The organism is Salinirussus salinus (genome assembly GCF_009831455.1).
GTDB classification, from domain to species: Archaea; Halobacteriota; Halobacteria; order Halobacteriales; family Haloarculaceae; genus Salinirussus; species Salinirussus salinus.
The window spans coordinates 198,986-224,523 of sequence record NZ_WOWO01000002.1 but is presented as its reverse complement, the minus strand read 5'-3'; the positions used below and the strand labels follow the sequence as shown (position 1 = coordinate 224,523).

At 69.2% G+C, this 25,538-nt stretch carries 23 protein-coding genes; 13 read left to right on the top strand and 10 right to left on the bottom strand.

What is annotated here, in order from left to right; all coding sequences use genetic code 11:
- Positions 1-33: 33 nt before the first annotated feature.
- Positions 34-2,250: an LUD domain-containing protein gene (locus GN153_RS04325; RefSeq protein WP_159900191.1), complete on the bottom strand. Its 2,217-nt coding sequence runs from the start codon at positions 2,248-2,250 to the stop codon at positions 34-36.
- Positions 2,247-2,753 (bottom strand): LUD domain-containing protein, encoded by a 507-nt coding sequence (locus tag GN153_RS04320; RefSeq protein WP_159900189.1) that lies wholly within the window; start codon positions 2,751-2,753, stop codon positions 2,247-2,249. Before GN153_RS04320 ends, GN153_RS04325 begins: the two co-directional genes overlap by 4 nt.
- Before the next feature lie 85 nt (positions 2,754-2,838).
- Between GN153_RS04320 and GN153_RS04315 the strand changes: the two genes are divergently transcribed.
- Both GN153_RS04315 and GN153_RS04310 read left to right on the top strand, forming a co-directional pair.
- On the top strand, positions 2,839-3,663 hold the full coding sequence (locus tag GN153_RS04315; RefSeq protein ID WP_159900187.1) for an aldo/keto reductase: 825 nt from the start codon (positions 2,839-2,841) through the stop codon (positions 3,661-3,663).
- 100 nt (positions 3,664-3,763) lie between these two features.
- Positions 3,764-4,681, top strand: coding sequence for a hypothetical protein (locus GN153_RS04310; RefSeq protein ID WP_201287806.1), 918 nt, complete (start codon positions 3,764-3,766; stop codon positions 4,679-4,681).
- Between the two features lie 28 nt (positions 4,682-4,709).
- On the opposite strand, the gene GN153_RS04305 is transcribed toward GN153_RS04310, so the two are convergent.
- On the bottom strand, positions 4,710-5,258 hold the full coding sequence (locus tag GN153_RS04305) for a metal-dependent hydrolase (RefSeq protein ID WP_159900185.1): 549 nt from the start codon (positions 5,256-5,258) through the stop codon (positions 4,710-4,712).
- Positions 5,259-5,386: 128 nt separating this feature from the next.
- On the opposite strand from GN153_RS04305, the gene GN153_RS04300 reads away from it, so the two are divergent.
- The 4 genes from GN153_RS04300 (at position 5,387) to GN153_RS04285 (ending at position 9,353) form a co-directional block, all read left to right on the top strand.
- Positions 5,387-5,662 (top strand): hypothetical protein, encoded by a 276-nt coding sequence (locus GN153_RS04300; protein ID WP_159900183.1) that lies wholly within the window; start codon positions 5,387-5,389, stop codon positions 5,660-5,662.
- Positions 5,662-6,768, top strand: a complete 1,107-nt coding sequence (locus tag GN153_RS04295; RefSeq protein WP_159900181.1) for a DUF4350 domain-containing protein — start codon at positions 5,662-5,664, stop codon at positions 6,766-6,768. The genes GN153_RS04300 and GN153_RS04295 overlap by 1 nt, the downstream gene beginning before the upstream one ends.
- Before the next feature lie 27 nt (positions 6,769-6,795).
- A complete protein-coding gene (locus tag GN153_RS04290) occupies positions 6,796-7,794 on the top strand; it encodes an AAA family ATPase (RefSeq protein ID WP_159900179.1) in 999 nt (332 codons plus the stop codon).
- Between the two features lie 329 nt (positions 7,795-8,123).
- Positions 8,124-9,353, top strand: coding sequence for a glycosyltransferase family 2 protein (locus GN153_RS04285; RefSeq protein ID WP_159900177.1), 1,230 nt, complete (start codon positions 8,124-8,126; stop codon positions 9,351-9,353).
- 28 nt (positions 9,354-9,381) lie between these two features.
- Here GN153_RS04285 and GN153_RS04280 read toward each other — a convergent pair whose 3' ends face one another.
- On the bottom strand, positions 9,382-10,416 hold the full coding sequence (locus tag GN153_RS04280) for a DUF1616 domain-containing protein (RefSeq protein ID WP_159900175.1): 1,035 nt from the start codon (positions 10,414-10,416) through the stop codon (positions 9,382-9,384).
- 111 nt (positions 10,417-10,527) lie between these two features.
- The gene (locus GN153_RS04275) at positions 10,528-12,651 is read right to left on the bottom strand and encodes a hypothetical protein (RefSeq protein ID WP_159900173.1); all 2,124 of its coding nucleotides are present in this window, start codon (positions 12,649-12,651) and stop codon (positions 10,528-10,530) included.
- 114 nt (positions 12,652-12,765) lie between these two features.
- On the opposite strand from GN153_RS04275, the gene GN153_RS04270 reads away from it, so the two are divergent.
- Positions 12,766-14,208, top strand: a complete 1,443-nt coding sequence (locus GN153_RS04270) for a DUF58 domain-containing protein (protein WP_159900171.1) — start codon at positions 12,766-12,768, stop codon at positions 14,206-14,208.
- Entirely contained in the window at positions 14,205-14,663 is a 459-nt protein-coding gene (locus tag GN153_RS04265; protein WP_159900169.1) for a hypothetical protein, read from the top strand. The genes GN153_RS04270 and GN153_RS04265 overlap by 4 nt, the downstream gene beginning before the upstream one ends.
- Before the next feature lie 305 nt (positions 14,664-14,968).
- Here GN153_RS04265 and GN153_RS04260 read toward each other — a convergent pair whose 3' ends face one another.
- On the bottom strand, positions 14,969-15,838 hold the full coding sequence (locus GN153_RS04260) for an esterase/lipase family protein (RefSeq protein ID WP_159900167.1): 870 nt from the start codon (positions 15,836-15,838) through the stop codon (positions 14,969-14,971).
- A 278-nt stretch (positions 15,839-16,116) separates the two neighbouring features.
- Here GN153_RS04260 and GN153_RS04255 point away from each other — a divergent pair, with 278 nt between their 5' ends.
- The gene (locus GN153_RS04255) at positions 16,117-17,325 is read left to right on the top strand and encodes an RNA-guided endonuclease InsQ/TnpB family protein (RefSeq protein WP_159900165.1); all 1,209 of its coding nucleotides are present in this window, start codon (positions 16,117-16,119) and stop codon (positions 17,323-17,325) included.
- A gap of 78 nt (positions 17,326-17,403) precedes the next feature.
- Here GN153_RS04255 and GN153_RS04250 read toward each other — a convergent pair whose 3' ends face one another.
- The 3 genes from GN153_RS04250 to GN153_RS04240 all read right to left on the bottom strand — a co-directional run bounded on the left by GN153_RS04250 (position 17,404) and on the right by GN153_RS04240 (position 21,628).
- A complete protein-coding gene (locus GN153_RS04250) occupies positions 17,404-18,366 on the bottom strand; it encodes a hypothetical protein (RefSeq protein ID WP_159900163.1) in 963 nt (320 codons plus the stop codon).
- Between the two features lie 294 nt (positions 18,367-18,660).
- Complete coding sequence (locus tag GN153_RS04245) at positions 18,661-18,954, bottom strand: HalOD1 output domain-containing protein (RefSeq protein WP_159900161.1); 294 nt, start codon at positions 18,952-18,954, stop codon at positions 18,661-18,663.
- A gap of 130 nt (positions 18,955-19,084) precedes the next feature.
- Entirely contained in the window at positions 19,085-21,628 is a 2,544-nt protein-coding gene (locus tag GN153_RS04240; protein WP_159900159.1) for a PAS domain S-box protein, read from the bottom strand.
- Positions 21,629-21,791: 163 nt separating this feature from the next.
- Here GN153_RS04240 and GN153_RS04235 point away from each other — a divergent pair, with 163 nt between their 5' ends.
- The 3 genes from GN153_RS04235 to GN153_RS04225 all read left to right on the top strand — a co-directional run bounded on the left by GN153_RS04235 (position 21,792) and on the right by GN153_RS04225 (position 23,573).
- On the top strand, positions 21,792-22,745 hold the full coding sequence (locus tag GN153_RS04235) for an alpha/beta hydrolase (RefSeq protein ID WP_159900157.1): 954 nt from the start codon (positions 21,792-21,794) through the stop codon (positions 22,743-22,745).
- A 141-nt stretch (positions 22,746-22,886) separates the two neighbouring features.
- Positions 22,887-23,138, top strand: coding sequence for an AbrB/MazE/SpoVT family DNA-binding domain-containing protein (locus GN153_RS04230; protein WP_159900155.1), 252 nt, complete (start codon positions 22,887-22,889; stop codon positions 23,136-23,138).
- The gene (locus GN153_RS04225; RefSeq protein WP_159900153.1) at positions 23,139-23,573 is read left to right on the top strand and encodes a type II toxin-antitoxin system VapC family toxin; all 435 of its coding nucleotides are present in this window, start codon (positions 23,139-23,141) and stop codon (positions 23,571-23,573) included.
- Between the two features lie 42 nt (positions 23,574-23,615).
- On the opposite strand, the gene GN153_RS04220 is transcribed toward GN153_RS04225, so the two are convergent.
- Complete coding sequence (locus GN153_RS04220) at positions 23,616-24,395, bottom strand: SDR family NAD(P)-dependent oxidoreductase (RefSeq protein ID WP_159900151.1); 780 nt, start codon at positions 24,393-24,395, stop codon at positions 23,616-23,618.
- A 152-nt stretch (positions 24,396-24,547) separates the two neighbouring features.
- Here GN153_RS04220 and GN153_RS04215 point away from each other — a divergent pair, with 152 nt between their 5' ends.
- On the top strand, positions 24,548-25,501 hold the full coding sequence (locus GN153_RS04215) for an alpha/beta hydrolase (RefSeq protein WP_159900149.1): 954 nt from the start codon (positions 24,548-24,550) through the stop codon (positions 25,499-25,501).
- Positions 25,502-25,538: the final 37 nt, after the last annotated feature.

The following is a 25,538-nucleotide window of genomic DNA, read 5'->3' as shown; positions in this document are numbered from 1 at the left end:
GGGCCCCCAACACCAGATGAGAGGAAGAGCTAGCTACCGAGACCCGGTCTCTGGAGCGACCAACTCGACGGGGTGGGTCGCCGCGCGGTCGTACAGCGCGTCCAGCTGCGTCCGGCAGGAGGTCCCGCTCGCGACCAGTTCCTCCCCCGCAACGTCACCCAGGTCCGCCCGTAGCCGCTTGCCGACGTCCATGCTCACCTCGTAGTACTCGGATTTGTACCCGAAAGAGCCGGCCATCCCGCAACACTCCACATCCGACTCCCGCAGCTCGTAGCCGAGCTCCTCCAGCACGGCCGTGGTGTAGCGCTCGACGCCCAGCGTCCGCTGCTGGCAGTGGCTGTGGTAGGCGACCCGTTCGTCTCCCCTTCCCTCCCCCTCACCCGCGGGCCCCGCGAGGGCATCGGCGTCGGCCCCGTTCTCCAGCAGGCCGTAGATGTATTCCATCACGTCGTAGCTGTGCTCGGCCAGGCGCTCGTGGGAGCGCTCGGGCAGCAGGTGCTCGTAGTCCGACCGGAACATCGCCAGGTCGCTTGGCTCGATGATGACCACGTCCCGGCCGTCGTCGACGTGGCCCACGAGCGCGCCGTGCACTCGCTCGGCCTGCTCGCGGGCGGTCGCGACCATCCCCTGCGAGAGCGGTGCCCGGCCGCTCTCAGGCACCTCGGGGATCCGCACCCGAACCCCCAGCGCCTCCAGCGCCCGGACGGCCGCCTTCCCGCGTTCGGGCTCGAAGTACTCGGTGTAGAGGTCCGGATACAGGACCACCTCGCGGTCGGGGTCGTCGACGCGGGGCCCGCGGGCACCGTACCACTCCCGCAGGGTCTCGCCGGCGAACTCGGGCAGGTCTCGGCGCTCGTCGACCCCCACAAACCGCTCCAGCAGCCAGTCCGCCAGGCTCGTGTCCGCGAGCGCGTTCGCCAGCCCGGGCGCCAGCGACCCCAGCTTCGCGACGGTCTCGATGTTCCCGAAAAAGCGCTTCTGCAGGTCGAGCCCCGAGGGCTCCTCGTCGGGTGTGAGTCCGTCGACCAGGAAGTCGAAATCGCCGGGTTCGGCGTCGCGGTTGGTTCGGTCCTGCACGACGGTGTTGATCCACGGGATGTCGATCTTCACCGGGCACTTGGGCACGCACCGCGAGCAGCCTGTACAGAGTTCGCTCATCTCGCCGGCACCCTCCATCTCGTGAACGCCGGCCTCCCAGCCCGTGCCGATGCCGCCGGTGTAGGTCTCGCCGCCGAAGCCGTGTCCCCCCAACGACTGGAAGTTGGCACACGCGTTATTACAAGCGCCACACCGGATACAGTACAGCGTCTCCCGCAGATCCTCGTCCTCGCGCATCGCCATCCGGCCGTTGTCCACGAGCACGAGGTGAAAATCCCGCTCCTCGGCGGGGCGGAACTCGTCCGCCTCGAAGTCCGGAATCGGTGTGTCGACCGGCGGCGAGAGCAGGGAGACGTAGGAGGTGATGTCCTGGCCGGTCCCCGTTCGGGCGATGAGCTCGGTGAAGGGCTGGAGGTCCGAGACCGTCGGGACCACCTTCTCGACGCCCGTGACCGCGATGTGAGTGTCGGGCGTGACGGCGGTCTTGCGGGCGTTGCCCTCGTTGGTGACCAGCATGATCGACCCGCTCTCGGCGACGACGAAGTTCGCGCCCGTCATGCCCGCGTCCGCGTCGAGGATGTGCTCGCCAACCCGCTCGCGGGCGAATTCGGTCAGCTCCGCGGGGTCGTCGGACAGGGGTTCCTCCAGGTCGAACGCGTCGTTGAACAGGTCAGCGATGTCTGCAGCCGATTTGTGCATCGCCGGCCCGATCATGTGTGAGGGCGTCTCGTCGGCCACCTGGATGACGTACTCCCCGAGGTCGGTCTCGACGACCTCGTAGTCGGGTTCAAGGTGGTCGTTGACCTCCAGTTCCTCCGTGGTCATCGACTTCGACTTCACCAGCTTTTCGGCCCCCCGCTCGTCGAGTATCTCCTCGATGATCCGGTTGGCGTCGGCAGCGTCCTGCGCGACGTGCAGTTGCCCGCCGTTGGCGCTGACGGCCTCCTCCAGCCGGTCGATCAGGTCAGGGAGGTTCTCGATGGCCGCTTCCTTGGTCGCGCGGGCCTCCTCCCGAAGCTCCTCGTAGCGGTCGAAGCTGCCGACGTTCTCGGCGGTGAGCTGGTTTATGAGCTGGGTGTTCCCGCCGATGGCTTCGCCCTCTGATTCCATCAGCTCCCGCAGGTCATCCGCGCGGTCACGTCGCGAGCTCATCGGTCGGTCACCACCACGACGTGGGTCTCGTGGGGCCCGTGAACGCCCCGGAGCAGTTCGCCCATGTCGGCGGTCGAACTCGGCCCGGTCGCGAGGATCTGGGTGTCCGTCCCCGCGGCGAAGTCCTCGCTCAGCCGGTCGTAGGCCGCGGGCATGTCGGCGACGAGGTCGCTCTCGGCCAGAACGGCGACGTGGCGGGTGCAGTAGAGGCTGACCACCTCGCGGGGTTCCTCGCTTGCGGGCAGCGTGATGGTTCCGTAGTTGGCGACGCCCAGTCCTGCGGGCGTCACGCCGGTCTCCGCAGCCAGGACGTCGGCCGGCGAGGGTGCGGTCTCGACCGGCGTGTCCGCAAGCGAGACGTCCTCGGTCGGGATATCCGTCCCCACGGCTGGCTCGACAATCGCGCCAGCGAGTGTCTCCTCAAAGTCGGCGGCAGCCGTCCGGTGAACGGTCGACACCCCTTCCAGTTCGGCTTCGAAGGTCGCGACGCGGTCCGTTCCCATGCCACGCGCTTTCGGGACCGGCGTGGTAAAGATTCCGTGCCGGTAGTGCCGATGGACTCTTAGGCTCCGGACACGCGCCACCGGTATGGTCGTCGCAGACTCGCCGGTCCCCCGTCTGGGGCTTGGCACCTGGCAGAACACCGACCCCGAGCAGTGCGCCGAGAGCGTCCGGACCGCACTCGAGGTCGGCTACCGTCATATCGACACCGCCGAACTGTATGACAACGAAGCGCCCGTCGGCGAAGGGATCCGAACCGCCGACGTTGACCGGGAGGACATCTACCTGGCGACGAAAGTGCTTCATCCGCGTGCGGTCGAGGGCTCCCCCGATGACCTCGACCGCGCGCAGGTCCGGGCCGCCGTCCAGGGGTGTCTCGACCGCCTGGGCGTCGACAGCGTCGACCTCATGTACGTCCACTGGCCCGCGCAGTGGGACCTCGAACTCGTGCACGCCGCGCTCGCGGAGTGTCGCGACGACGGGCTGGTCGGGGGTGTGGGCGTCAGCAACTACGAGCCGGCCCACCTCCAGACCGCCCTTGACACCGACCCCGGGGTCGTCGCCAATCAGGTCGAGTGCCACCCGCTGCTCCCGCAGGCTGCCCTCCGGGACTACTGCGCCGAGGTCGGCGTGGACGTGGTCGCGTACGCGCCGCTGGCCCACGGGAGCGTCTTCGACGTGCCCGAACTCAAGGAAATCGCCGACGAGCGGGGCGTCAGCGTCCCGCGGGTGACCCTGGCGTGGCTGCTCGAGCTCGGGGTGGCCGCCGTCCCGAAGGCCACGGGCGAGGACCACATCCGTGACAACTGGGCCGCCCGGCGGCTGGAGCTGACCGACGACGAACTGGCGACGATCGACGGGATCGACAGGAAGGAGCGGTTTTTCGACCCCGACTACGCGCCGGACTGGTGACCTGATCCTGTCGTGACCATCGGCGAGGGTCCCTCACATTCAGTCGTGAGCCAGTACATTGATTTAGCCGCTGGCGTGAGATAGCCCATCCCGGTCGAGAATGAGTTCTGAGACTGGCGACGGACGCGCCAGCGGGGCCGATAGCGACGCAAGCGAGGGCGAGGCGTCGCCGCCCTCGGAGGACCCGGAAGCGGCTCTGGCCGACCTCAGGACTCGCGTCGAGGTGCTGCGCGAGGAGAACCGTCGGCTCCGCAAGGAGTCACGGCGGCTCACGCAGGCGCGGTACAGACAGACGGCGCTCGGTCTGCTGGGTGTCGCCGCGGTCGCCGCGGTCGGCGGACTCCTCTTTCCGGCCGCCCGGTCGGTGTTCGTCGTGCTCGCGGGGATCGGCGCCTTCGGGGCGGTGTTGACCTACTACCTGACACCCGAGCGGTTCATCGCCGCGTCGGTCGGCGACCGGGTCTACGCGACGCTGGCGGCGAACGGGGACGCCCTCGTCGAGGAGTTCGCTCTCACCGACCACCGCGTCTACGTGCCGACCGGACAGGGGGAGGTGCGGCTGTTCGTTCCGCAGCACGAGGAGTACGCGGTGCCCGATGCGGCCGACCTCGACCGCGTCGCAGTCGTCCCCGAGGACCGGCGCGAGCGCGGAGTCGCACTCGAGCCGACCGGACAGCGCCTCCACGAGGAGTTCGAACGCAGCCGGGTCACAGACGGGTCGTCCGAGGTCGCCGCGGTCGCGGACGGGCTCGCCGACGCCGTCGTCGAGCAGTTCGAACTCGCCGCGGCCGCCGACCCCGAGGTCGATGCCGAGGACGGACAAGTGACGGTCGCGGTCCATGACAGCGCGCTCGGTGCCGTGACCCGCTTCGACCACCCCGTCGCCTCGCTCGTCGCGACCGGGCTGGCCAGCGACCTCGAGCGGCCGGTCAGGCTGACCGCCGAGGAACTCGACGAGGCCGGCGCGGACGCGCACGTGACCTGTCGCTGGAGCGCGGAAGACACCGAGGGGTCGTAGCGGTCGCCCTCACCGTTCGGGCGGGGACTCACTCCCGAGTCGGCGCCGCGGACGGCTCGCTCGCCTGGCGGCGCGCCCGGACGGCGAGCCGCAGCCAGACGGCGGCCGCGAGTCCCGTGAGTGCGAACCCGAAGAGTGTGAGCTCGTCGAATTCGAAGGCCAGGAAGTGCGCGGCGAAGCTCGGGTCGAGCTCGTACTCGGGGAGGGCCAGCACCGGCCACCCGAGATATGAGAGATCGGCCCACCGCCCTGCCAGCGCCGCCCCGAGCCCGTCCGTGAAGAGGTGGGAGACGTACCCGACCGCCGCGCCGAGCGCGACCGCGGGCCGGTCGAAGCGGCCGGCGACCACGTACCAGCACAGGACGGCCAGCGGGAGCGCGAACAGAAGCGAGTGGCCGAGCGAGCGGCCGGCCGGAAGGACGGCAAACGTCCAGGCCAGCGGCTTGTCGAGCAGGTCGGGTGCCTGGGTTCCAAAGAGGGTCGCGAGGACCGGGACCCCGCGGAGCGGTAACCCCTGGCGGTGAGCGTAGGCGACGTAGAGGAGGTAGCCGACGGCGGCGTGGGCCCAGGGCCACATACCTCCACGGTCGCCCCGGTGGGTGATATGCTCCACGTTTCGGTCCCGTCTGGCACGGCGTCAACGAGCCGGTCTCCCGTACGGGCGGTCGACAGCCCTAAGCCGGACCGGCCTGTGGCTTCCGGGTGATGGCAACGCGGCGCCGCCAGCAGTTCGTCGTCGGCACGCTCGCCTGGCAGCTCGCCGCAGCGCTCTGTCTGGTTGCACTGGGCGCGCTCTCCTACGAGCTGTTTTTCGTCGTCTCGCTGGTCGGCTTTCTGGTCGTCGTCGAACTCACGGCCCCGTTCAACGTCCGGCCGCGGTGGCGCTCGCGGCTGAAGTGGCTCATCGGACTGGGGCTGCTCGTGTTCGGGTATATCGTCGTCCGCCGCGTGCTCGCGATCCTCCCCGAGGGGGTCGTCTGATGCGGGTACTGGGAACGGACGTCGACCTGCCGCGAGCCCTGCTCGTCGGCCTTGCCAGCCTCGTCGCCCTGACGCTCGTCCTCGCGGGTCTGTTCTCGACGGCCGCGTTCGGCGCATACAACCCGAACTGGGACGGGACGAGCGACCTGCGCGCACTCGCCGACGACCGCGCCGGGGACACCGTCATCGCCCGCGACGTCGGAGCCTACGGGGACACCGAGCCCGACGAGACCGTCGCCTTCGTCCTGTCGCCGACCGAGGCCTACACGGCGAACGAGACCAACCGTCTTCGGACGTTCGCCGACCGCGGCGGGACGCTGGTCGTCGCGGGCGACTTCGGCAGCCACGAGAACCCACTACTGGCAGGGCTGGGCGTCGAGACCCGGCTTAATGGCACGCTGGTGCGCGACGAGCGGTTCTACTACCGGAGCCCCGCACTGCCGACGGCGACGAACGTCTCGGCGAACCACACGCTCGCGTCGGGCGTCGAACAGGTGACACTCAACTACGGGACCGTCCTCGAGCCGGGGCCGAACGCGACGGTCCTCGTGGGTACCTCGGCGTTCGCGTACCTGGACACGAACGCCTCCGGCGAGCTCGAGGACAACGAGACCGTCGCCTCCTACCCCGTCGTCGCCGTCGAGGCGGTCGGCGAGGGTCGGGTCGTCGTGGTCTCCGACCCCAGTGTCTTCCTCAACGCGATGCTCGAACGGCCCGGAAACCGTGCGTTCGCAACGAACTTCGTCGACGGACCCTCAACGGTGCTTTTCGACCTCTCGCACACCACGGGCGTCCCACCGCTCGCGGCGGCCGTCCTGATACTCCGCGAGTCGCCGCTCGCGCTCGCAGCGACCGGGAGCGTCGCCGTCGTCGGGCTCGCGCTGTGGGGGCGTGGCCGCACTGCCTGGGTCACCGCCCCGGTCCGTCGACGGCTCGCGGTCGACCGGGGTGACGACCGCGATACCGGGACAGAGGCCCTCGACACGGAGGAGGTCGTCGACGCGGTGAAGCGCCAGCACCCCGACTGGGACCCCGACCGGGTCGAGCGCGTCGCACAAGAGATTAACCGCCGCCGCCAGAACGAACGGATAGATGAACGGACGTAGCCGCTCGACCAGTCGGTGGGTGGAGCCATGACGGCGCCCGAGGAGACGGGCGACCCGGAGGCGGTCTACGACGCCCTCAGCGACGAGGTCGGCCGCGTGCTCGTCGGCCGCGAGGACGTCGTCGAACAGCTGACGGTGGCGCTGTTCACTCGGGGCCACGTGCTGATGGAGGGGGTTCCGGGCGTTGCCAAGACGACGATGGCGACGCTGTTCGCGCGAGCCAGCGGCCTCACCCACTCCCGGGTCCAGATGACGCCGGACATCCTCCCGGCCGACATCACCGGTACCCACGTCTACCGGGAGGCGACTGGGGAGTTCGACCTCCAGCGAGGACCGGTGTTCGCCAACGTGGTCGTCGCCGACGAGGTCAACCGGGCGACGCCGAAGACGCAGTCGGCGCTGCTGGAGGCGATGCAGGAGCGCAACGTCACCATCGAGGGGGAGACACTCCCGCTTCCGGGGCCGTTCATGGTCGTGGCGACCCAGAACCCGATCGAACTCGAGGGGACGTTCGAGCTTCCGGAGGCCCAGCGCGACCGCTTCCAGTTCAAGATCGACGTCGGCCTGCCCGACCGGGCCGAGGAGCGGGGGGTCCTCGACCGGTTCGACGACGAACCCGAACTGGGGCCGGAGGACATCGAGGCGGTCGTCTCGCCCGATGAGGTCCGGACAGCCCGTGAGGCCGTGGCGGACGTCCACGTCGCCGACCCGGTCAAGGAGTACATCCTCGACGTCGTCGCGGCGACTCGTGACAGCACGGCCGTGGAGTACGGCGCCTCCCCGCGGGCGTCTCTGGCCTTCCTCGACGCCGGGAAAGCCCGGGCGGCTCTGCGGGGACGCGAATACGTCATTCCTGGCGACGTGAAGGCACTCGCCCGCCCGGTCCTCCGCCACCGGCTGGTGTTGAGTGCCGAGGCAGAACTCGGCGAGCGCAGTCCGGACGCGGTCATCGGGAGTCTGCTCGATGACGTCCCCACCCCGAGTGCCGACGCGGAGTTCGCGGCCGCCTCGACGGCCCGGGACTGAACCGGCCCCTGACCCCCTCGCGACACTCGCTCGGGGACGGCGCCGGAAACTTTGCCCAAGTGGTTCGTTTGTTTACATACCACAACTGTCCGGCAGTAGAGCTTGAAGTGCTACCGGTAGGCATAACCGTTCCGCGGTTTTGTTGCCACCACAAGCTATTTGATGGCTGCTGATGACATCCGACTGTCGTCTCAGTCAGAGACGCGGGGAGCAACAGACGGGGGAATTTCGGGGGAGACCGGGCGTAGACGACCTGGCATCACCCTCGCAGCGCCAGCCAGCCGGACAGGTTCGCTCGCGCAACGACGCCGGCCTGCGGTTTCGCGACAATGACAAGTACGACACGAAAGGGGACCAGACCGGGGGAATCGCTCACACAGTCCGACCCGGGTGAGCGGGGTGAGCACGAGACCGACACGCTTCTGGTGGGGGCCGACAGCGACCAGTCGCCGGTGCTGAGCGTGGTGATGCCGACCCTGAATGAGGAGGAGGGCGTCAGGGAGTGTATCGACCGCATCAGGACCGCAGCCGGGAAGCTGGGGGTGCCGACGGAGGTGGTGGTCAGCGACAGTTCGACCGACCGGACGCCGGAGATCGCCGAGGCTGCCGGGGCTATCGTCGTCGAGCCCGACAGGCCGGGCTACGGCTACGCCTACCGGTACGCCTTCGAGCGCGCCCGCGGCGACATCATCGCGATGGGCGATGCCGACACCACCTACGACTTCGAGGAGCTCCCGAAGCTGGTCGCGGAACTCGAGCGCACCGGCGCGGACATGGTGATGGGGAGCCGACTCGATGGCACGATCAAACCGGGCGCGATGCCCGCGCTCCACGAGCACGTCGGCAATCCGCTGCTGACGGGCTTCCTGAACGTCTTCTACGGAACGGAGGTGAGCGACGCCCACAGCGGCTTCCGGGTGTTCACCCGCGATGCACTGGAGGCGATGGACCTCGAAACGGACGGGATGGAGTTCGCGAGCGAGATGGTGATGGCCGCAAGCGCCGCCGACCTCGACGTCGCGGAGGTGCCGATCACCTACCACGAGCGCGAGGGCGAGGAGACGCTGGACAGCTTCCGGGACGGCTGGCGGCACGTCCGCTTCATGCTCACGAACGCGCCGACGTACCTGTTTGCGGGCCCGGGGATCGGCGCCTTCGTGTTCGGCGTCCTTCTGCTCCTGTTCGCAGTCACCGGGACGGCCGTGTTCGGCCGCTCGTTCGGCGTCAACTCGATGATCGCGGGCAGCGTGTTCGCCATCGTTGGAACTCACGCCGTGGCGCTCGCCGTGTTCTCCCGGGTCGCCGGGCGGACCATCGGCCAGCCCACGGACCCGGTGACGACGTTCCTCGTCGAACACGTCAGCGTCGAACGGGGGGTCGGCGCCGGCCTCGCGCTCTTCGTCGCCGGCGTCGGCTACGCCCTGTATCTCGTCTGGACGTGGGCGGGCTCCGGCTTCTCGGTCGTGCCCCCGACAACGCAGTCGCTACTGGCGTGTCTGGGGATCATACTCGGGCTACAGACCGTCTTCTCCTCGTTTTTCCTCAGCGTCATCGAGTAGCGGCCGCCCACCACACGGGTGAGCCGTCTCATCCCCCGGTCACGTTCACCCAGAGCTGAGTCTCCCGGTACGCGGTCTCGACAGCGGGGTCCGCAGGCGGCTCCCCGCGGTACAGGAGGAAGGCCAGCCGGAGCCGCTCGCCGGTCGTCGTCGGCCGGACGTCGACGGTCCGCCGGTCGGTCTCGTTGTCGCCGAGGTCGATGCCATAGCGGTCGAGCTCCGTCGATCCCTCGACAGTCAGGTTCGTCCCGTTCGGTCCCGCCGGTCGCACCTCCTGTAGCTCGACGACCACCGTGTAGTCGACCGGCTCGTGTTCCTGGTTGGAGACGCCGACGACGACCGGCTTCGACTCCCCGACGGTGAAGTTCGTCGGGTAGCCGTCGGCAACCAGGTCACCGTCGTCGGTCTCGGTCAACAGGTAGAACTCGGTGAAGGACTCGCCCTGCTGGGGGACCGTGACGGCGAAGGCGACACTTGAGACGGCGAGCAGGACGCTCACGACGAGAACGACGTTCAGCGCCGCGTCCGTCCGCGAATTCGGTGTGAGGAACTCCCCGCGAGCGGTCGCGTACCACGCACGGTACGGTACCCGGAACCGGTCCTCGGGCGCCAGCAGCCGGCGGCGCCGCGCGGCCACCGCGGCGGCGGCCGCCGTGACGAGACTCACGCCCGTCAGCACCGGCACCAGCCGGATCCCGAAGGGCGTGAAGTTCAGCACCAGTCCCACCAGCGGGACGATGGCGATGCTCAGTCCGAACGAGAGCGCCACGCGCTCGACCCCGGCGACCCCGCTGCCGTCGCGTCCGCCGTCGTTCCCGCCCTCCTCGCGCTCCGAGGACGCGCCATCGTCCCCGGCTTCCGGGAACAGCGCTGCCACGAGCGCGTAGCCCGGGAGAAAGAGCACGAACGGGAGGCCGAAGACGACCCGTAGCGGCGTCTCCCGGACGACGGGAGCGAGCGCCACGAACAGGGTCGCGCCCGTCAACAGCAGGACCGCGGCGAGGTCAGCGGGCAAGTCCCGGACCGGGCGGGGGACGAGTGCTGCCCACTGGGAGTCGGCCATACGAGTATCCGATCCGCCGGGCGAACTAAAGCCGCCGGGTTCCCGGCCCGGAGCCAGGCCCGGATCCGGTCTCTCCCTCGCCCGGCAGACCTGGAACCACGCGAAGCCAGGTCAGCCGGTTCCGTCTCCGAGCAACTGCTCTCCTGCGGTGAGTGCCGTCCGCGCACGCCGTTCCCCGACGGCCGTGGGTGCGAAGGCCGCCTGTTCGTAGGTCTCAGTCACCGTCCGCAGCGCGTCCCGGACGTCGCCGTCGGCGTCGGGGACGGACGCGACCGCGTCGTAGAATTCCCAGTGAGTCCCGCCGTCGGCGACCCCAGCGCGCTCGGCCAGGGAGGCGCGCACGAGCGCGTACAGCTCCCGGCTTGCGCGGTTATACTCCCCGGCGTCGATAGCTTCCCCGACGAGGTCGACCGGGGCGGGCGAGGCTGGCTCTTCCGGGCCGGCACCGTTTCCGTCGCCGCCGCCGTCGCCCTCGTCGGCGGCCGCCGCTGCGGTACCTGTCCCCTCGTCGGTCCCCCGCTGGAGGGCGACGACCGCGACCCCCCCGATGACCACCGCGAGGCCGAGCAGGCCGGCGAGAGCCAGCGGAAGCGAGTCGTTACCTGGCCCGCCTTCGCTCGGGCCGCCATCTGCTCCCGATGACGTGCCAGACCCGTTCGCCGTGTCGTTGCGCGCGGGGAGCTGGATTGCCGCGCTGCTGCCGTTCAGGTTCGTCCCCCGCCCCGAGAAGCGGACGGTGACGGGCGTCGGGTCGGTGCTACGGCGCTCGAGGCTGACCGCATAGCCCCCATCCGCGCCGGTCCGCGCGGTGACGGTCGCCAGCCCGGGCGCGTCGAGGCGAACCGGCTGGTCCGGGACCGGCGTCCCGTCGGCCGTCGTCAGCCGGCCGCGAACCCGTGCGGGGTCGTCCCCGCGGGTCACCGCTGCGGTGAGGCTGGTGTCGGTCTCGTTCACGACGAGGTCCGTCGACGCGTTCGACGGGCCGACGGCGCGGCCGCTCACGGCGAGTTCCGCGGTGACCCGACGCTGACCGTCCGGGACGTCCGCGGGGAACGCACCCGCGAGGGAGTACGAGCCCTCCCCGTCCGTCGTGACGGTGCCCAGCCGGCGGTCGCCGGCGCGGACCAGGACCGGGACACCGGGTACCGGCCGGTCGTTGGCCGACACCGTGCCGTCGACCCGCAGGTCCCGGGTGAACCGAACGGAGTCGGGGGTGGTGGTGACGTCGACCGAAGAGGGAGTCTGTTCGACGTCGAGTTCGACGGCAGCCCGGCTCTCGAGATACGGCGTGGAGGGTCCCGGGAGGTACCGGACCGTGACGTTCCCGGGGCCAGCGGGCACGAGTCGCGGCCGATACGCGAACGCGAACACGCCCTGGTCATCGAGCGCGACGCGGCGGGTCGTCTCGCCGACCCGAAGCGTCACCTCATCCGGGGTATCGATGGAGGCGTTTGTGACGGCGAGCCGCCCGGTCACGAGAACCGGGTGGTCGAAGGCCGCCGTCGTCCTATTGGTCGAGGCCGTCAGCCGCGTCCCGACGAACAGCGAGGCCGTGATGTTCTCCTGCTCGGCGAGCACTTCCCGGCGAAGCGCCTCGAGACGGGTCTGCGTCTCCGCCAGCGAGACGTCCGTCCGGTTCTCGATGGCTGCGGCCCCGCGGCTCACGTCGAGCGCCGACCGGTTGACGCCGTCCGCGAGACCCTGGAGGGCCCGCGCGAGCCTGCGAGCCCGGCTGACGTTGTCCGCCTGCTGGGCCTCCCGGTATTCCCGAAGCGTTCGTTCGTACTCCCTGGTTCGATTGACGAGCTCTCGCTGGTCCTCCTCTACCTCCTGGAAGGTGTCGGCCGCCTCGTCGTCGGCCGCCGAGTCGGTCTCGCCCGCGACGTCGACGTAGCGGCCCAGATGCTCCTCGAACCCCTCGGTCACGAACTGGTCGGCGAGCTCGTACTCCCCCTGGCTGAGCTGGAGGGTACTCCCCTGGAGCTGGTCGCCCAGACGGTTCGCCAGCCAGGCGGCCACCTGGCTCTCGTCACCCTCCTCGGAAACGCTGTCGGGGTCCTCGTGTTGGGTCGTATTGTTGGTCTGTCCGAGGCCGGAGGGCAGGCGCTCGAGGCCGTCGCCCGCTCCCAGAACCCCGCCGTTCCCGCCGTCGGCGGGACGCTGTGCGGGTGCCGCGTCTGCCGGGCCCGCTGTCGCGGCGGCCGGGGCAGCCAGTACCAGGAGGAGCACGCACACACGGAGTACAGTCCCGGTCCGGAGCGCCCTCACTGTTCCGAGGATGCACAGGGTCGGTGAAACGTCTTGTCCTTACCAGCAGGCCTAACTGTCCCTTCCGCCTGGGAGGGAGTAATGCGGTTCACGCGTCGCTTCCGGGCGGCTGCCGGAGCGTGTGCAACACTCGGCGGACTCGCAGCCGTGGCCCGGGAGCCCGTTCTGCTCGTCGGCAGCCTCGTGCTCGGGGCGTGGCTCGTCGGCGCGGCGGCGGCCTTCGTCGCCGGCACGCGGCGGGCGGTCGAGGGGCTCGACATCGACATCTCTGCCGCGCCGGCGACCGTCAGGACCGACGGGGAGACGACGGTCACCGTGAGGGCGAGCCGGGAGCCCGCCGCGGCCGGACTCCAGGTGACCGTCGACTGTCAGCTTCCGGCGGTCGCTGAACTCATCGACGGAGACCCGACGTTCGCGGTGACACAGGGAGGGGGGACGGACGGGACGACCGTCCTCCTGACCGCCCCGGTCGCCGGCCGGTTCGAACTCGGGCCCTGTCGGCTGGGCGTGGCCGACCCCCTGGGCCTGTTCGAGACGACCGTCCCGACGGAGGGCTCGACCGAGCTCGCGGTGCAGCCACGCCGACCCCGGGACGTCCACGTCGGCGAGGGCGGCCGGCGGCTCGCGGTGGCCTACGGGGAACACGAGACCGGTCGGGGTGGTGCCGGACTCGAGCCCGCAGAGCTCCGGCAGTACATCCCGGGTGACCCCACGAGCCGCATCGACTGGAACGCGACCGCCCGACTCGGCGAGCCCTACGTCCGGGAGTTCGAGGCACAGGTCGACCGCGAGACGCTTCTGGTCATCGACCACCGGGCGACGATGGGCGCCGGACGGACGGGCGAGACGAAACTCGACTACGGGCGCGAACTCGCCCTGGCAGTCGTCGACAGCGCCGACGACCTCGCGGACCCGCTGGGGCTGGTGACCGTCGGTGACGGGGGACTCACCGCACAGTACGACCCGAGCGCAGCGGACAACCACTACCGCCGGGTCCGGACGCGGCTGGCCGACCTGGTGCCGACCGACGGCTCTGGCGGCCGGTCGGACCCCCGGGGCCCGGGCGAAACCCGGGAGGTCGCCGCCCGGCTTGCCGACGACGAGTCTGCCTTCGCGGACGCACTGGCGCCGCTCCTGTCGGACAGCGAGGCCTACGTCCAGCGCGTCCGCGAGAGGCCGCTGCTCGACGCCGTCGGGACGGCGCTCGCCCGGCGGTCGCGCACCGAGCTGGCTGTGGTCGTCACCGACGACACCGGCCGAACGGAGCTCCGGGAGACTGCGCGACTCCTGCGGCGCCAGGGAGTTCAGACCGTCTTCTATCTGCTACCGGGCGCGCTCTACGGCGCCGGTGCGCTGACCGACCTCGACGACGCGTACGCCTCCTACGTAGCCTTCGAGGAGTTACGCCAGGAACTCGCGGGGCTCGGCGGCGTGACGGCGTTCGAGGTCGCACCGGCGGACCGGCTCGCAGCCGTCCTCTCGGCGGGCCGGGAGCGACCGACTGCGGGGGTGAGCCACGAGTGAGTATCGTCGGGTCGGGGAGCAACAGCCCGAATCCGCTGAGTGCTCTCGCCGCCGGGGCTCTCCTCGTGGGCTTCGCGGCGGTCGACCCGGTCGCCGGCACCGGTGGCGCGGTTCTCCTCGGAGCCTGTTGGGCGGTTCTCGGCCCGGTGCCGGCCTTCGCCGTCGGACAGCTCGTCGCGGCCGGGTTGGCCCCGCGGGCGCTCCCGGTCCTGGCCTCGCTGCAGGTCCCGCTCGTCGCGGTCCTCCTCACCTCCGTCTCTGGCGCAGCGGCACCGGGCCTGCTGCTCGCCGTGGCCGGGGTCGCCGTCGGGGCAGCTGGTCTGGTGACGGTCGTAGCGTGGCTGTGGACCGCCTCGCTCGCGGCCGCGGCGCTCGCAGCGCTCGCCGCCCTCGCCGCCGGTCTGTACGCCGTCTACCGGTACGAGCGAGTCACCGTCCAGCCGGACCCCGGCTGAGTCGGCTCCGGGAGGCCGGGAGGAAGTTTTATCAATCTATAATTCGTCTCAGATAACATGTATGTGGGGGAACGTACATCGCACTCGAGTGAGCACAGGTCCCGCCGTCGGGACTCAGGGGGCTGCTCCGGTCGGGGGTGACTTCGCGGCGGAGCGAGCGGCCGCGTAGCATGGTCTCGACTCGTCAGGCGTACTGTCCGCAGTGTGGTGAGGTCAGGACCGTCGTGAAAACGGTCCCCTACCAGCCGGACATGTGTCAGCGGTGTGGGGCGGACGTACGGGGGAACGACGGGCCGTAACCCGCCCTAGACGAACGTCCGAACGTTGTAGGGGCTCTCGTCGGCGACCCACTCGTAGAGGAGTTCGAGGCTGTCGAGGCTCTCCCTGGCCCCGTCGTGGTCGGTCTCGAGGGCGACGTTCGTCGCCCCCTCAAGCGCCGGGCTCTCCGGGCGTTGCATGAATAGCGGGTCCTCTGTCCCGCGGATGGTGTAGTAGTCCACGTCGCCGGGCGTCTCGTTCTCGTTGAGCGCGGCGAGTGGGCTCTCCCCGGCCGGGCCGTCCTGGAGAAAGCGACACACCCCGTAGGTCCCCTCGGTGAGGCCGACCCGCACAGCCAGCCCGAAGAGTTCGCTGCCGTGGTTGGCACCGGCGATGCCGACGAAGCTGTCGACCCGGTCGTAGCGGTCCTCGCGGGCCAGCCAGTAGCGCAGCCCCGTCACGCCCAGGCTGTGGCCGACGACGGACACCTCCTCCGCCCCGGTGTAGGCACACACTCGCGAGACGAACTCCTCGAGCTGGTCCGCCATGGCCGGGTGGGTCGGGCTGGCGTCGCCGAAGGAGACTGCCCAGAGTTCGTCACCGCCGTACGAGCGGTTCAGGAAGAACTCGGCGTGGGGGTCCCAGTCGCAGGCGTCGCGCTGGTTGCCGTGGACAAAGACCACCGGCGGTCGCTCGGTCCCCGGCTCGGTGCCGTGGTACTCGTGGCCGCCCCAGCCGCCGTAGCCGTCGGCCTCCCAGGGGAGCCGGCTGTCGTCGGTCCGGTCGTGGGCACAGTCGACCCGGCAGCCGCCGTTGCGGCGACACCGCCGGATGAGGCTGTAGTCCACCGAGAGAACCTGCCTGAGCGACGCCGACGAACTCCGGCCGCGCCTGCTTGACATCGTGACGTACGTCATCGCGTCCCACGGGCACATAACCCTACCGGTAGGAGACTCCTATGCTGGCGAACGGTTCAGATAAGCTGAAATTACGGTGTATGAGAACAGGGCAGGGTCGCGGCCTCATCAAATTCGAGGCGGAGGCCCCACCCTCAAGGAGCGCCGGGCTTCCGGCCCCGGCGGAAGCACAAGCGAGTAGGGTGGGGAGGAAGCTGACCCGGTATCGACCAGCCGCCAAACTGGTGCCTGCCAACTCCCAACGATTATGTAACCTCAACCTGGCACGTGAAAATATCGTGGACTGCCGTCGAACCGCCGTTATCAAGCTCGAAGCACCCGAAGGCGCGGATGCACGCCTGCGGGAGACTGTCGAGCAATTCAAATACTGCGCCAACACCGCGAGCGAGTGGTGCTGGCACGGCGATGACGGCTACCACGTCACATCGAAAGTAAAGGCCGAAGATGCGCTGTACGACCAGCTACGCGAGGACACGGAGTTGACCGCAAATCTCGTCCAGAAGGGGATTCGCCAAGCTGTCGAATCAGTCAAGAGCGGCGTCGAGCGGCTCAAAAACGGCCAAGATACGTCCCGTCCGACGCTCACAGCTGATACCGCCGTCTACGACAAGCGAAGTGCCACCTTCCACCGTGACCACGTGTCGCTCTCGACACCGGATAGGCGTATCGAGTGTGACTATATTCTCCCCGACGATACCGACGTACCGCCGACAAAGTACGTCACAGACGAGGACTACGAGTTTCGGCGGGCAACACTCCATCGACGCGACGGCGACTGGTATCTCCATGCGTCGATGCTCAAAGAGGACGACGACACCGACACCACCACCAGGCACAGAACAGTCCTCGGGGTGGACCTCGGTGTGAATCAACTCGCGGTCGCTTCGACCGGGCGGTTCTGGTCGGCAGACGAGTTCAACCACTGGAAACGAGAGTACGAGAAGCGGCGTGGCGACCTGCAACAGTGCGGAACGCGAGCGGCACACGAGGCGATAGCAGGTGTCGAGCGCAAGGAGGACGGACGCTTCGAGATGTTCCTGCATCGTGTTGCCAACGAACTCGTAGTCGAAGCCGTCGAACACGACTGCTCGCATATCGTATTCGAGGACCTGACCCACATCCGTGAGAACGTCCCACAGGCGTCGTGGCACCATCTGTGGGCGTTCCGTCACCTCTATGAGTACGTCGAATACAAAGCCAGAGAGCAGGGCGTCGAAGCCGTCCAAGTAGACCCACGGAACACCTCGAAGCGGTGTTCGACCTGTGGGTTTACTCACGACGACAACCGCAACGGTGAGGACTTCGAGTGTCAGGATTGCGGCTACCAGAACCACGCCGACTACAACGCGGCGAAAAACATCGGCCTTCGGTATCTCCGGCGTCGGCAAAACGCAGACGACGGAGGCGCACTTGTAGACGTGCGCTTGAATCGCGGGACGTTGAACGTGAGTGGAGAGGACGACCTTCCCACCGCTGATGCGGCGTAGAACGGGAGTCCACGCGAAAGCCCTCCCCTCAACGAGCGAGCGGGGCCATTGCCCCCGAGCGAAGTAGGGTAGGGTAGTTTACTTGTGCCCGCGGCTCGCACGGTGGTACTCGAAGACCGTCTCCATCCCGTCGACGAGCCCACGGAGGTCGACGCTCTCGGTGTCGAACTCCCGGGTCCGGACGTTCGCGTGCTTGGTCCGCCACCGCTGGCGAAAGCGGGCCTCGACGTCGCTGTCCTGGATCGCCGCGACCGCCGCGTCCGGTGATTGCTGGAGCGTCTCTGGGGTGACGACCCCCTCTTCCAGGGCGAGAACGACGATCCCGGCGGTGTAGTCGCCCTCTCTGACCTCCCGTTCCCACGTGGTCAGCCAGTTGCCGATCCGGGCCAGTTCCTGCAGGTCCCACAGCAGGTCCCGGAGCGTGCCGAAGTCGGCCAGCGAGAACGACGGCGAGTACATCAGGTCGACGTCCGCGTAGGGGAACATGACCATGTTGTGCGCGTCGTACCGGCGCGCGCCGCTGAGGTTCGCGATCCGCGGGTGACGGTTGACGACCGCGCTGTAGTGCATCGCGTTGGTCGTCTGGCGCATGTCGTAGTCGAACACGTCGGCGAACTCGTCGTGGCGCGGGGCGTCCCCGATCCCCGCGGCGAAGGTTTCCCAGAGCTCCTCGATGAACGCGAACTGCTCGTCGGTCACCTCGACCCGGTCGCGGTCGACCGCCGCCGGGTCGCGGCTCAGCCGCCGGGCCTCCTCGAAGGTCCGTCTGTCGCCGTGGTGCTCGACGAGGTCGTCCAGCACCGTCACGTACATCGTCAACACCGTCTTCTGCGTGCGGACGTGGCGGGCGTGAGTCTCGGGCACCGACGAGAGGGTGAAGGCGGGGAACAGCGAGTAGATCCACCGCCAGAGAAACCGGTCGCGTTCCTCGAACAGCGCGTCGTACTCCTCGGCCAGCGAATCCACCGGCTCCGGCAGCGTCACGCTATCGATCCGGTCGAGAAACCCCGTGTCGGTAGCGCGGGCGTCGTTAGTCGCCATGGTTCGGGTCGTCGGTCCGGTGCGGTAGGGAGTCACTTACAGGGGCGGTCGTCTCGACGGGTCGGGAGTCTCGGTGGTACACGACCGGGTATGAACTACCTACTCTAAAGACTATTTTTGCGTGACATCAGTGGGTTGGTCCGGATTACGTACCGGTTCTCCATACCTGGATACCAGCAGCGTCGTGGCTAGTATCCAGGCTCTCGACTGCCGGACCGGGCACGAGGTAGCCGTAAGAAGTGCTTACCGGCCGCTTTGGGGCCGGAAACCCGGAGAAGACCGTTCGGACTCCGCTCAGGAGAGGGCGCTCGGGGTGGCTGCTTCCACGCCCTCCGTGTACGTGACGGAGACTGTCCCGGTGTCGTCGACGGTGACCCGGCAGCCGGCCATCCGGAAGGAGACGGTCACGTCGATGGCACCCCGGCCGTCCGTGTTGAACAGAGAGTCGAGGGCGTCCGGGTCGACGTGGTCGTAGAGCCGGTCGTCCAGCGAACACGGTTCGACGCCATTCGCCTCCGCGACACACTTCACGACTGCGGTACTCGTCGGTTCGTCGGCGGACAGCTGGTAAGTTGTCGTCTCCGTCATGAGTTGACCTACATAGCGGTACTGTTCCCCGTATAAACCACGTTGTGGGTAAGCTGTTAGGAGGTGTTCGACCCGGGGGGTATCTATCTAGCGCCGCCGGCCGTCGGCCGGGGGAGACGAGCCTGGCATGTCAGGCAGTCTCGAACAGGATATCGAGAACGCGTCCCGTCCCCTTCCGGAGGTGGCGGCTGACCGTCGGCTGGGAGACGTCGAACTTGCCGGCGAGGTCCTGGCCGGTGGTCCTGCGGGGCCACTCGAAGAAGCCGCTGAAGTAGGCGGTCCGGAGCACCTGGAGTTGGCGTTCTGTCAGCCGCTTCTCGACAGTCGCTCGCACCCCACGCTCCGAGCGGTCCGCGATGTCGCGCTCGCGGCGCGCGGTCAGTTGCGCCGAGCCGTAGAGGGCGTCGAGATACTCCACCAGCCCGCGGACGTCGAGTCCCGGCGGAAGCCGAACCGTCGCTGACAGGCCCGACTCCTCCGCCCCTGCGTACAGCGAGCTGACCCGGACGCCGCGGTCCAGAAGGGTCCCGGGGACGGTGTCTCCGGAGACGACTACCTCGTAGAGGGGGGGCGCCTCGCCGTCATCGTCTGTGACCACCGTCACCGACCGGACACGGGTCAGGTCAGCACAGCAGTCCCGGACCGCCCCGGTGTCGGCGCCGTCCCCTATCCGGACGAACAGCCGGGTCGTTCCCGCCTCGTCGGGGACGACACCAGCACAGTCGACACGGGTTCCGAGCCGGTCGGCGAGTTGCTGGAGCGGGTCGGTCGGAGCCGACACCGACACGTCCAGCTCGACCGTCGTCGCGCCCGAGCGCTGTCGCCTCGACTGGATCTCACAGACTGCCCTGGCAATCGTCTCCCCGAGTTCCGCGAACACCGACCGGAGGGTCTCGTCGAACGCCGATTGCTCTGTCCCGTAGACGGTCAACACGCCGTAGGTGAACTCCTCGTACTGGAGCGGGACGCTCAGTGCCGACCGGAAGTCCCGCGACAGGGCCTCGGTCCGCCAGGCCTCCTCGCGCAGGTCCGCCGCGACCGAGGAGACGACGGTCATCTCCCGGTCTCGAACGGCCCGGACCGCAGGCGGAGGCGCCTCGCTGCCGGTTTCCAGCGGGACGGCGTCCAGGTAGTCCGACCCCCCGCCCGCCCACGCGCGGGCGTCGAGTTCCACGCCGTCGGACGCGCCGACCCACGCAAAGGAGACCAGGTCGGAGTCCGCGAGCCCGTCACAGACCGCCTGCTCGACCTCGGCCCGGGTGTCGGCGTCGACGAGCGCGCCGTCGATCCGGCGGATGATGGCGTTGACCTCCTCGAGGCGCCTGAGACGGCGGTTCCGGGCCAGGAGCTGGTCTTCCTGCTCGCGCAGCGCCTGCTCGCGGTCGACGCGGGCCAGCGCTGCCTCGGTGTTGGCGGCGATCACCTCCATCACACCGACCACGTCCGAACACTGCCGTTCGGCCCCCAGCGAGACGTAGAAGACGCCGTAGGAGCCGAGCGGGAAACAGAGCCCGGCGACCTCCGCCCCGTCGGCGGAGGAGTCGGACGCGGCCAAGCGGTGGCTGCCGTCGGCCGAGACGGCCCTGCGCTCGTCGTCGACGAAGGCGTCCCAGACCGGGCTGTTGCCGACGTCAACGGCGGTCGACCCGTCGACGACGGTTAGCGACCCCGAGACGGTCTCGGGGACCAGGCGGTTGGCCGACTGGTCGAACCGGTAGATCGCCGCCCCCTCCACGTCGAGGGCGTCCGTCGCCGAGCCGACCACAAGCCGACTCACCTCCTCGGTGGTCTGTGCCTCGAGGAGTTCGCGGGTGGAGCCGTGGAGGGTAGCGAGGGTCTCCTCGAACTGCCGGCGGTCGGAGATGTCGCGCACGACGCCGACCTGCCTGTAGTTCCCGTCGGAGTCCCTGTAGGTCGAGAAACGGGTCTCGACGGGGAACGTCTCGCCCGCCGCGGTCCGCAGCTCCGTCGTCAGCGTCCCGACCTCACGCTCGCCGGTGCGTAACTGTTCGCTGAGTCTGGCCGCCTCGTCGATGGTCGACTCGTCGGTCAGAACCGTCGCCGGCTCGCCGACCAGCTCTGAGCGGTCGTAGCCCGTCATCGACTCGACGGCCGAGTTGACGGTCTCGATCACGAACGACTCGTCGAGGACGTAGATCCCGTCCTCGATCGTCTCGAGGATCCGCTCGTACTGTTCGCGCTCGCGCTCGTGGCGGCGCTTTGCCGTGACGTCCCGGGCGACGCCGACGAAGTAGGTCCGGCCGTTGAGCTGGTGGCGGTCGAAGGCCAGGTCGACCCAAGTCCGTCGCCCCCGCCCCGCGCCGGCGACCGGGGTGGTGACGTACTCGCCGGTGCCGTCGTCGCAGTTACCGACCACCTGGTCCCGGGTCAGGGCAGGGAACACCGTCGACACCGGCTCGCCCCGCAGCCGCGCCGGGTCGCGGCCGAACTCCTCGCCGAACTGTGGATTCCCCGCGACGACGGACAGCTCCCCGTCGACCACGAGGACCGGGTCCGGAACCGTGGCCAGGAACTCGGCGAACACGCCGGGCGCCGCGGTGTCGTCCTCGCCCGCGGCGGCCCCCTCGCCCGTGGCCTCCCCGTCGACTGCCTCCGCCGTCCCGTTCGTGGCACCGCCAGTCGCCACTCCCCGCCCATCGGGTAGCTCGTCCATACCCCGCCGTTCGTGTCGACACGGGAAAGTGTAGTTCCGGCTTACATGCGGGCTGGCGCCCGGTCGCGTGCGGGGAGCCCGCGTCGTGGCCCGGGGCACCAGCCTCCCGAGCCGGGGCAATGCCGGCGATAGGATTAACCGGAAACCGGTGTTGTCCGGAGGTATGGCAGACGAACCAGACCCCGCCGCGCGGGAAGTCATCGAGATGTCCGAAGCCGTCCCGGTGCCGTCGAGCGACGGCCTCTCCCCCGAGAGCGCCCGGCAGCGCCTGGAGGACATCATGGGCGACCTGCCCGTCGAGGACGTCGAAAACACCGAGGAGTACAGCATCGCCGGCCCGGAGACGACCGACCGACCCATCCCGCTGCGGGTCTACGAGCCCGACGCCGAGCCGCCCTACCCGATGCTGGTCTACTACCACGGCGGGGGGTTCATGGTCGGCAGCCTCGACACCCACGACAACGTCTGTGCGGCGCTGACCAACCGCGCCGACTGCCTCACCGTCTCGGTCGACTACCGGCTCAGCCCCGAACACCCCTTCCCGGAGGGGCTCGAGGACGCCTACCGGGCCGTCGAGTGGGCCGCGGAGTTCGGCGAGAAAATAAATGGCGACCCCGACCGCCTGGCCGTCGCGGGCGACAGCGCCGGGGGTAACCTCGCCGCCGCCGTCTCGCTGATGGCCCGCGACCAGGGCGGCCCCGACCTGGCCTACCAGGGCCTCATCTATCCGGGGACGGCCTCGCCGGTCCTCCACGACATCCCCAGCCACGAGGAGAACGCCGAAGGCTACTTCCTGGAGACCGAGACCGTCGAGTTCTACTACGAGAACTACGTCCAGAGCCCCGCGCACGTCCGCAACGCGTACGCGTCGCCGCTACTCGCCGACGCTCTCTCGGGGCTGCCGCCCGCGACGGTCATCACTGCCGGCTTCGACCCGATCCGCGACGAGGGAATCCGCTACGCCGACCGGCTCGTCGAGGACGGCGTCGACACCGAACACCTCCACTACGAAGACATGATCCACGCCTTCGTCAGCCTGCCCGAGGCGATCCCGCAGGGCCAGGACGCGCTGGACCGGCTCGGCGAACACCTCGCCGACGCGTTCGGAACGGCTTGAGAGCGGACCGTCCAGTGCCCGGTCACACCTCCCGGTGCCGATACGGGGCGCCCGGTGGGTGCCGCTGCGGCGGTCGTGGGATTGCGCTGGTAGTGTGCGTGCACACTACAATTCATCAGTGGCGACGCCGTAGCTCCCGGTATGAGTGGTGAGCGGGTCGACGCCGAGAGCACCGTGTCGGGGAATCAGGCGAACATCCCCGCACACATCCGCCGGGAACTCGGTATCGACGACGGCGACAAACTCCGGTGGCGGATCGACGACGACGGGACGCTCCGCGTCCGCGTCGTCCAGCAGCGCAGCGGTACGTTTCAGGACTTCGAGGGCTACGCCGGCAGCGAGGAAACCGACGTCACGACCGACCACGACGCGTGGGGCGTCGACGTCGAGTAGATGCCCCGGGCGCTCGTCGATACGACCGTCCCCTTCGCCGCGGCGTACCGCCGCGACGGCGCCCACGAGCGTGCGCTCCCGGCCCTCCAGGGGGTCGACGCCGCCGACCTTCCGGAGGCAGTGGTCCTCGATTACGTGCTCGCGGAAACGCTGAACGGCCTGGCGACACACGCCGGCCATCAAAATGCCGTCGACTCCCTCGGACACCTCGAGGAGAACGCGCGGTTCCACGTCGATTCGCTGACTGCGGACGCCTTCGCGACGGCGAAAGCGCTCTTCCGGCAGTACGAGCGGTTCTCGTTCGTCGACGCCTGCATCGTCGCGTACATGCGAGCCGAGGACCTGGACTATCTCTACGCGTTCGACGACGATTTCGACGCCCCTGAGAACATCTCCCGCCTCGGGACCGCGACCAACCCCTATCGACCCGGGTGACGGAAGCGACCGGGATACCGCGTGTCGAACGTGCGCCGCCGGTCAGTACCAGGCGCCGCCGGAGGCGACGTTGAGGTCCTGGGCGGTGATGTGGCGGCCGTCGTCGCTGGCCAGGTAGGCGATCATCTCGGCGATGTCGGATTGCTCGACGAACTCCGGCACCGCCAGGTCCGCGAGGTAGTCGTCCTGGCGGACCTCCTCGACGGGGCGGCCCTGCGCTTCGGCCTGGGCCTCGATGACCTGCTCGATGCGGTCGCCCGCGACCGGGCCGGGACAGATCGTGTTGACAGTCACCCCGTCGCTCCCGAGTTCGTGGGCCCAGGTCCGGCTCATCCCGATCATCGCCATGTTCGCAGCGGCGTAGGGCGACCGGTTCGGGTAAGGGCGTTTCCCGCCGACCGAGGAGATGTTGACGACGGTGCCCCGGTCGCTCTCCCGGAGGTGAGGGACGCTGTGTTTCAGACACAGAAAGGGGCCGAAGACCTTCACGTCGGTCATCAGCTGCCACTCCTCGGCCTCGACCTCCTCGACGGGTGCGGTCGGGCCGGAGTGGCCCGCGTTGTTGACGAGGATGTCGAGCCCGCCGAAGGCATCGACGGTCTCCTCGATGGAGGCGGCCACGTTGTCCTCCTCGGTGACGTCGGTCTCGACGGGCAGCGTCCGGTCGTCGTCGCCGATCCGCTCGGCGGTCTCGTAGATGCCGTCCGACCGCGCCGCGAGGGCGACGTTCGCGCCGTACTCTGCGAGCGTGACCGCGATCTCCTCGCCGATCCCCTGACTCGCGCCCGTGATGAACGCCGTCGAGCCGTCCAGTTTGGACATGCCCGTCGGGTTCGACGGGGTCCCTCTTAGGCGTGCCGGCGCCCGTGGGGCCCCGGTCCGGCCCGCCCTGTCCGCGACGGCTCGACGCCGCTCCCCCGTCGGTCGACACAGGTCCCCCGAACGTTATGTCATCGCCGGACACACTCCTCCCCATGGACCCGACAGCAGCCGACGAACCGCATCCCGACGTCCAGGACGTGCTCGCGGAGATCGAGGAATTCGGCGTGCTCCCGCTGAACCAGTACGGCGCCGAGGGGGCCCGCGAGGTCTACTCGGAGCTGCAGCCGGACGTCGACGGCCCCGGCGTGAGCGAGGTCGAGGACCGCACCGTCCCCGGCTACGACGGCGGTCCAGAGGTTCCGGTCCGCATCTACCGCCCCGAGGGGGAGGGGCCGTTCCCGACGGTCGTCTTCTACCACGGCGGCGGGTTCGTCATCGGCGACCTGGAAAGCCACGACATCACCTGCCGGTACCTGGCGAACGAGACCGGTAGCGTCGTCGTCGCCGTCGACTACCGGCTCGCGCCCGAACACCCCTTCCCGGCGGCCGTCGAGGACTGCTACGCAGCGACGGTCTGGGCGGCCGGCGCCGAGGACCTGGACGGCGACGGCAACCTCGCGGTGATGGGCGACAGCGCCGGGGGCAACCTCGCCGCCGCCGTCTCGCTGATGGCCCGCGACCTCGACGGCCCCGACATCGACCGGCAGGTGCTCGTCTATCCGGCGACCAGCCGCAGCGACGACTGGCCCTCCATGACCAAGTTCGGCGAGGGCTACTTCCTCCAGGCCGAGGACATGGACTGGTTCCACGACTCCTACGTCCCCAACGAGGTCCACGAGGCCAACCCCTACGCCAACCCCCTCGAGGCGGCGGACCTCTCGGGGCTGCCGCCCGCGACCGTTATCACCGCCGGCTTCGACCCGCTGCGGGACCAGGGTGCCGCCTACGCCGAGGCGCTCGCTGAGGCGGGCGTCGGCGTCGAGTACCGCAACTACGAGGAGATGATCCACGGCTTCTTCACCATGCTGGAGGGCATGGCGGAACTGGACGACGCGCACGCGGCGCTGGGCGGCGTCGCCGAGGACCTCGACGACTCCTTCGAGTAGCGGCGGCGGGCGACCGCCGACTCCCTACCGGTGACGG

Excerpts from the sequence above, each read along its gene's own strand:
- GN153_RS04325 (WP_159900191.1), bottom strand. The coding sequence starts at position 2,250 with ATGAGCTCGCGACGTGACCGCGCGGATGACCTGCGGGAGCTGATGGAA.
- GN153_RS04320 (WP_159900189.1), bottom strand. The coding sequence starts at position 2,753 with ATGGGAACGGACCGCGTCGCGACCTTCGAAGCCGAACTGGAAGGGGTG.
- GN153_RS04315 (WP_159900187.1), top strand. The coding sequence starts at position 2,839 with ATGGTCGTCGCAGACTCGCCGGTCCCCCGTCTGGGGCTTGGCACCTGG.
- GN153_RS04310 (WP_201287806.1), top strand. The coding sequence starts at position 3,764 with ATGAGTTCTGAGACTGGCGACGGACGCGCCAGCGGGGCCGATAGCGAC.
- GN153_RS04305 (WP_159900185.1), bottom strand. The coding sequence starts at position 5,258 with ATGTGGCCCTGGGCCCACGCCGCCGTCGGCTACCTCCTCTACGTCGCC.
- GN153_RS04300 (WP_159900183.1), top strand. The coding sequence starts at position 5,387 with ATGGCAACGCGGCGCCGCCAGCAGTTCGTCGTCGGCACGCTCGCCTGG.
- GN153_RS04295 (WP_159900181.1), top strand. The coding sequence starts at position 5,662 with ATGCGGGTACTGGGAACGGACGTCGACCTGCCGCGAGCCCTGCTCGTC.
- GN153_RS04290 (WP_159900179.1), top strand. The coding sequence starts at position 6,796 with ATGACGGCGCCCGAGGAGACGGGCGACCCGGAGGCGGTCTACGACGCC.
- GN153_RS04285 (WP_159900177.1), top strand. The coding sequence starts at position 8,124 with ATGACAAGTACGACACGAAAGGGGACCAGACCGGGGGAATCGCTCACA.
- GN153_RS04280 (WP_159900175.1), bottom strand. The coding sequence starts at position 10,416 with ATGGCCGACTCCCAGTGGGCAGCACTCGTCCCCCGCCCGGTCCGGGAC.
- GN153_RS04270 (WP_159900171.1), top strand. The coding sequence starts at position 12,766 with ATGCGGTTCACGCGTCGCTTCCGGGCGGCTGCCGGAGCGTGTGCAACA.
- GN153_RS04260 (WP_159900167.1), bottom strand. The coding sequence starts at position 15,838 with ATGACGTACGTCACGATGTCAAGCAGGCGCGGCCGGAGTTCGTCGGCG.
- GN153_RS04250 (WP_159900163.1), bottom strand. The coding sequence starts at position 18,366 with ATGGCGACTAACGACGCCCGCGCTACCGACACGGGGTTTCTCGACCGG.
- GN153_RS04245 (WP_159900161.1), bottom strand. The coding sequence starts at position 18,954 with ATGACGGAGACGACAACTTACCAGCTGTCCGCCGACGAACCGACGAGT.
- GN153_RS04240 (WP_159900159.1), bottom strand. The coding sequence starts at position 21,628 with ATGGACGAGCTACCCGATGGGCGGGGAGTGGCGACTGGCGGTGCCACG.
- GN153_RS04235 (WP_159900157.1), top strand. The coding sequence starts at position 21,792 with ATGGCAGACGAACCAGACCCCGCCGCGCGGGAAGTCATCGAGATGTCC.
- GN153_RS04230 (WP_159900155.1), top strand. The coding sequence starts at position 22,887 with ATGAGTGGTGAGCGGGTCGACGCCGAGAGCACCGTGTCGGGGAATCAG.
- GN153_RS04225 (WP_159900153.1), top strand. The coding sequence starts at position 23,139 with ATGCCCCGGGCGCTCGTCGATACGACCGTCCCCTTCGCCGCGGCGTAC.
- GN153_RS04220 (WP_159900151.1), bottom strand. The coding sequence starts at position 24,395 with ATGTCCAAACTGGACGGCTCGACGGCGTTCATCACGGGCGCGAGTCAG.
- GN153_RS04215 (WP_159900149.1), top strand. The coding sequence starts at position 24,548 with ATGGACCCGACAGCAGCCGACGAACCGCATCCCGACGTCCAGGACGTG.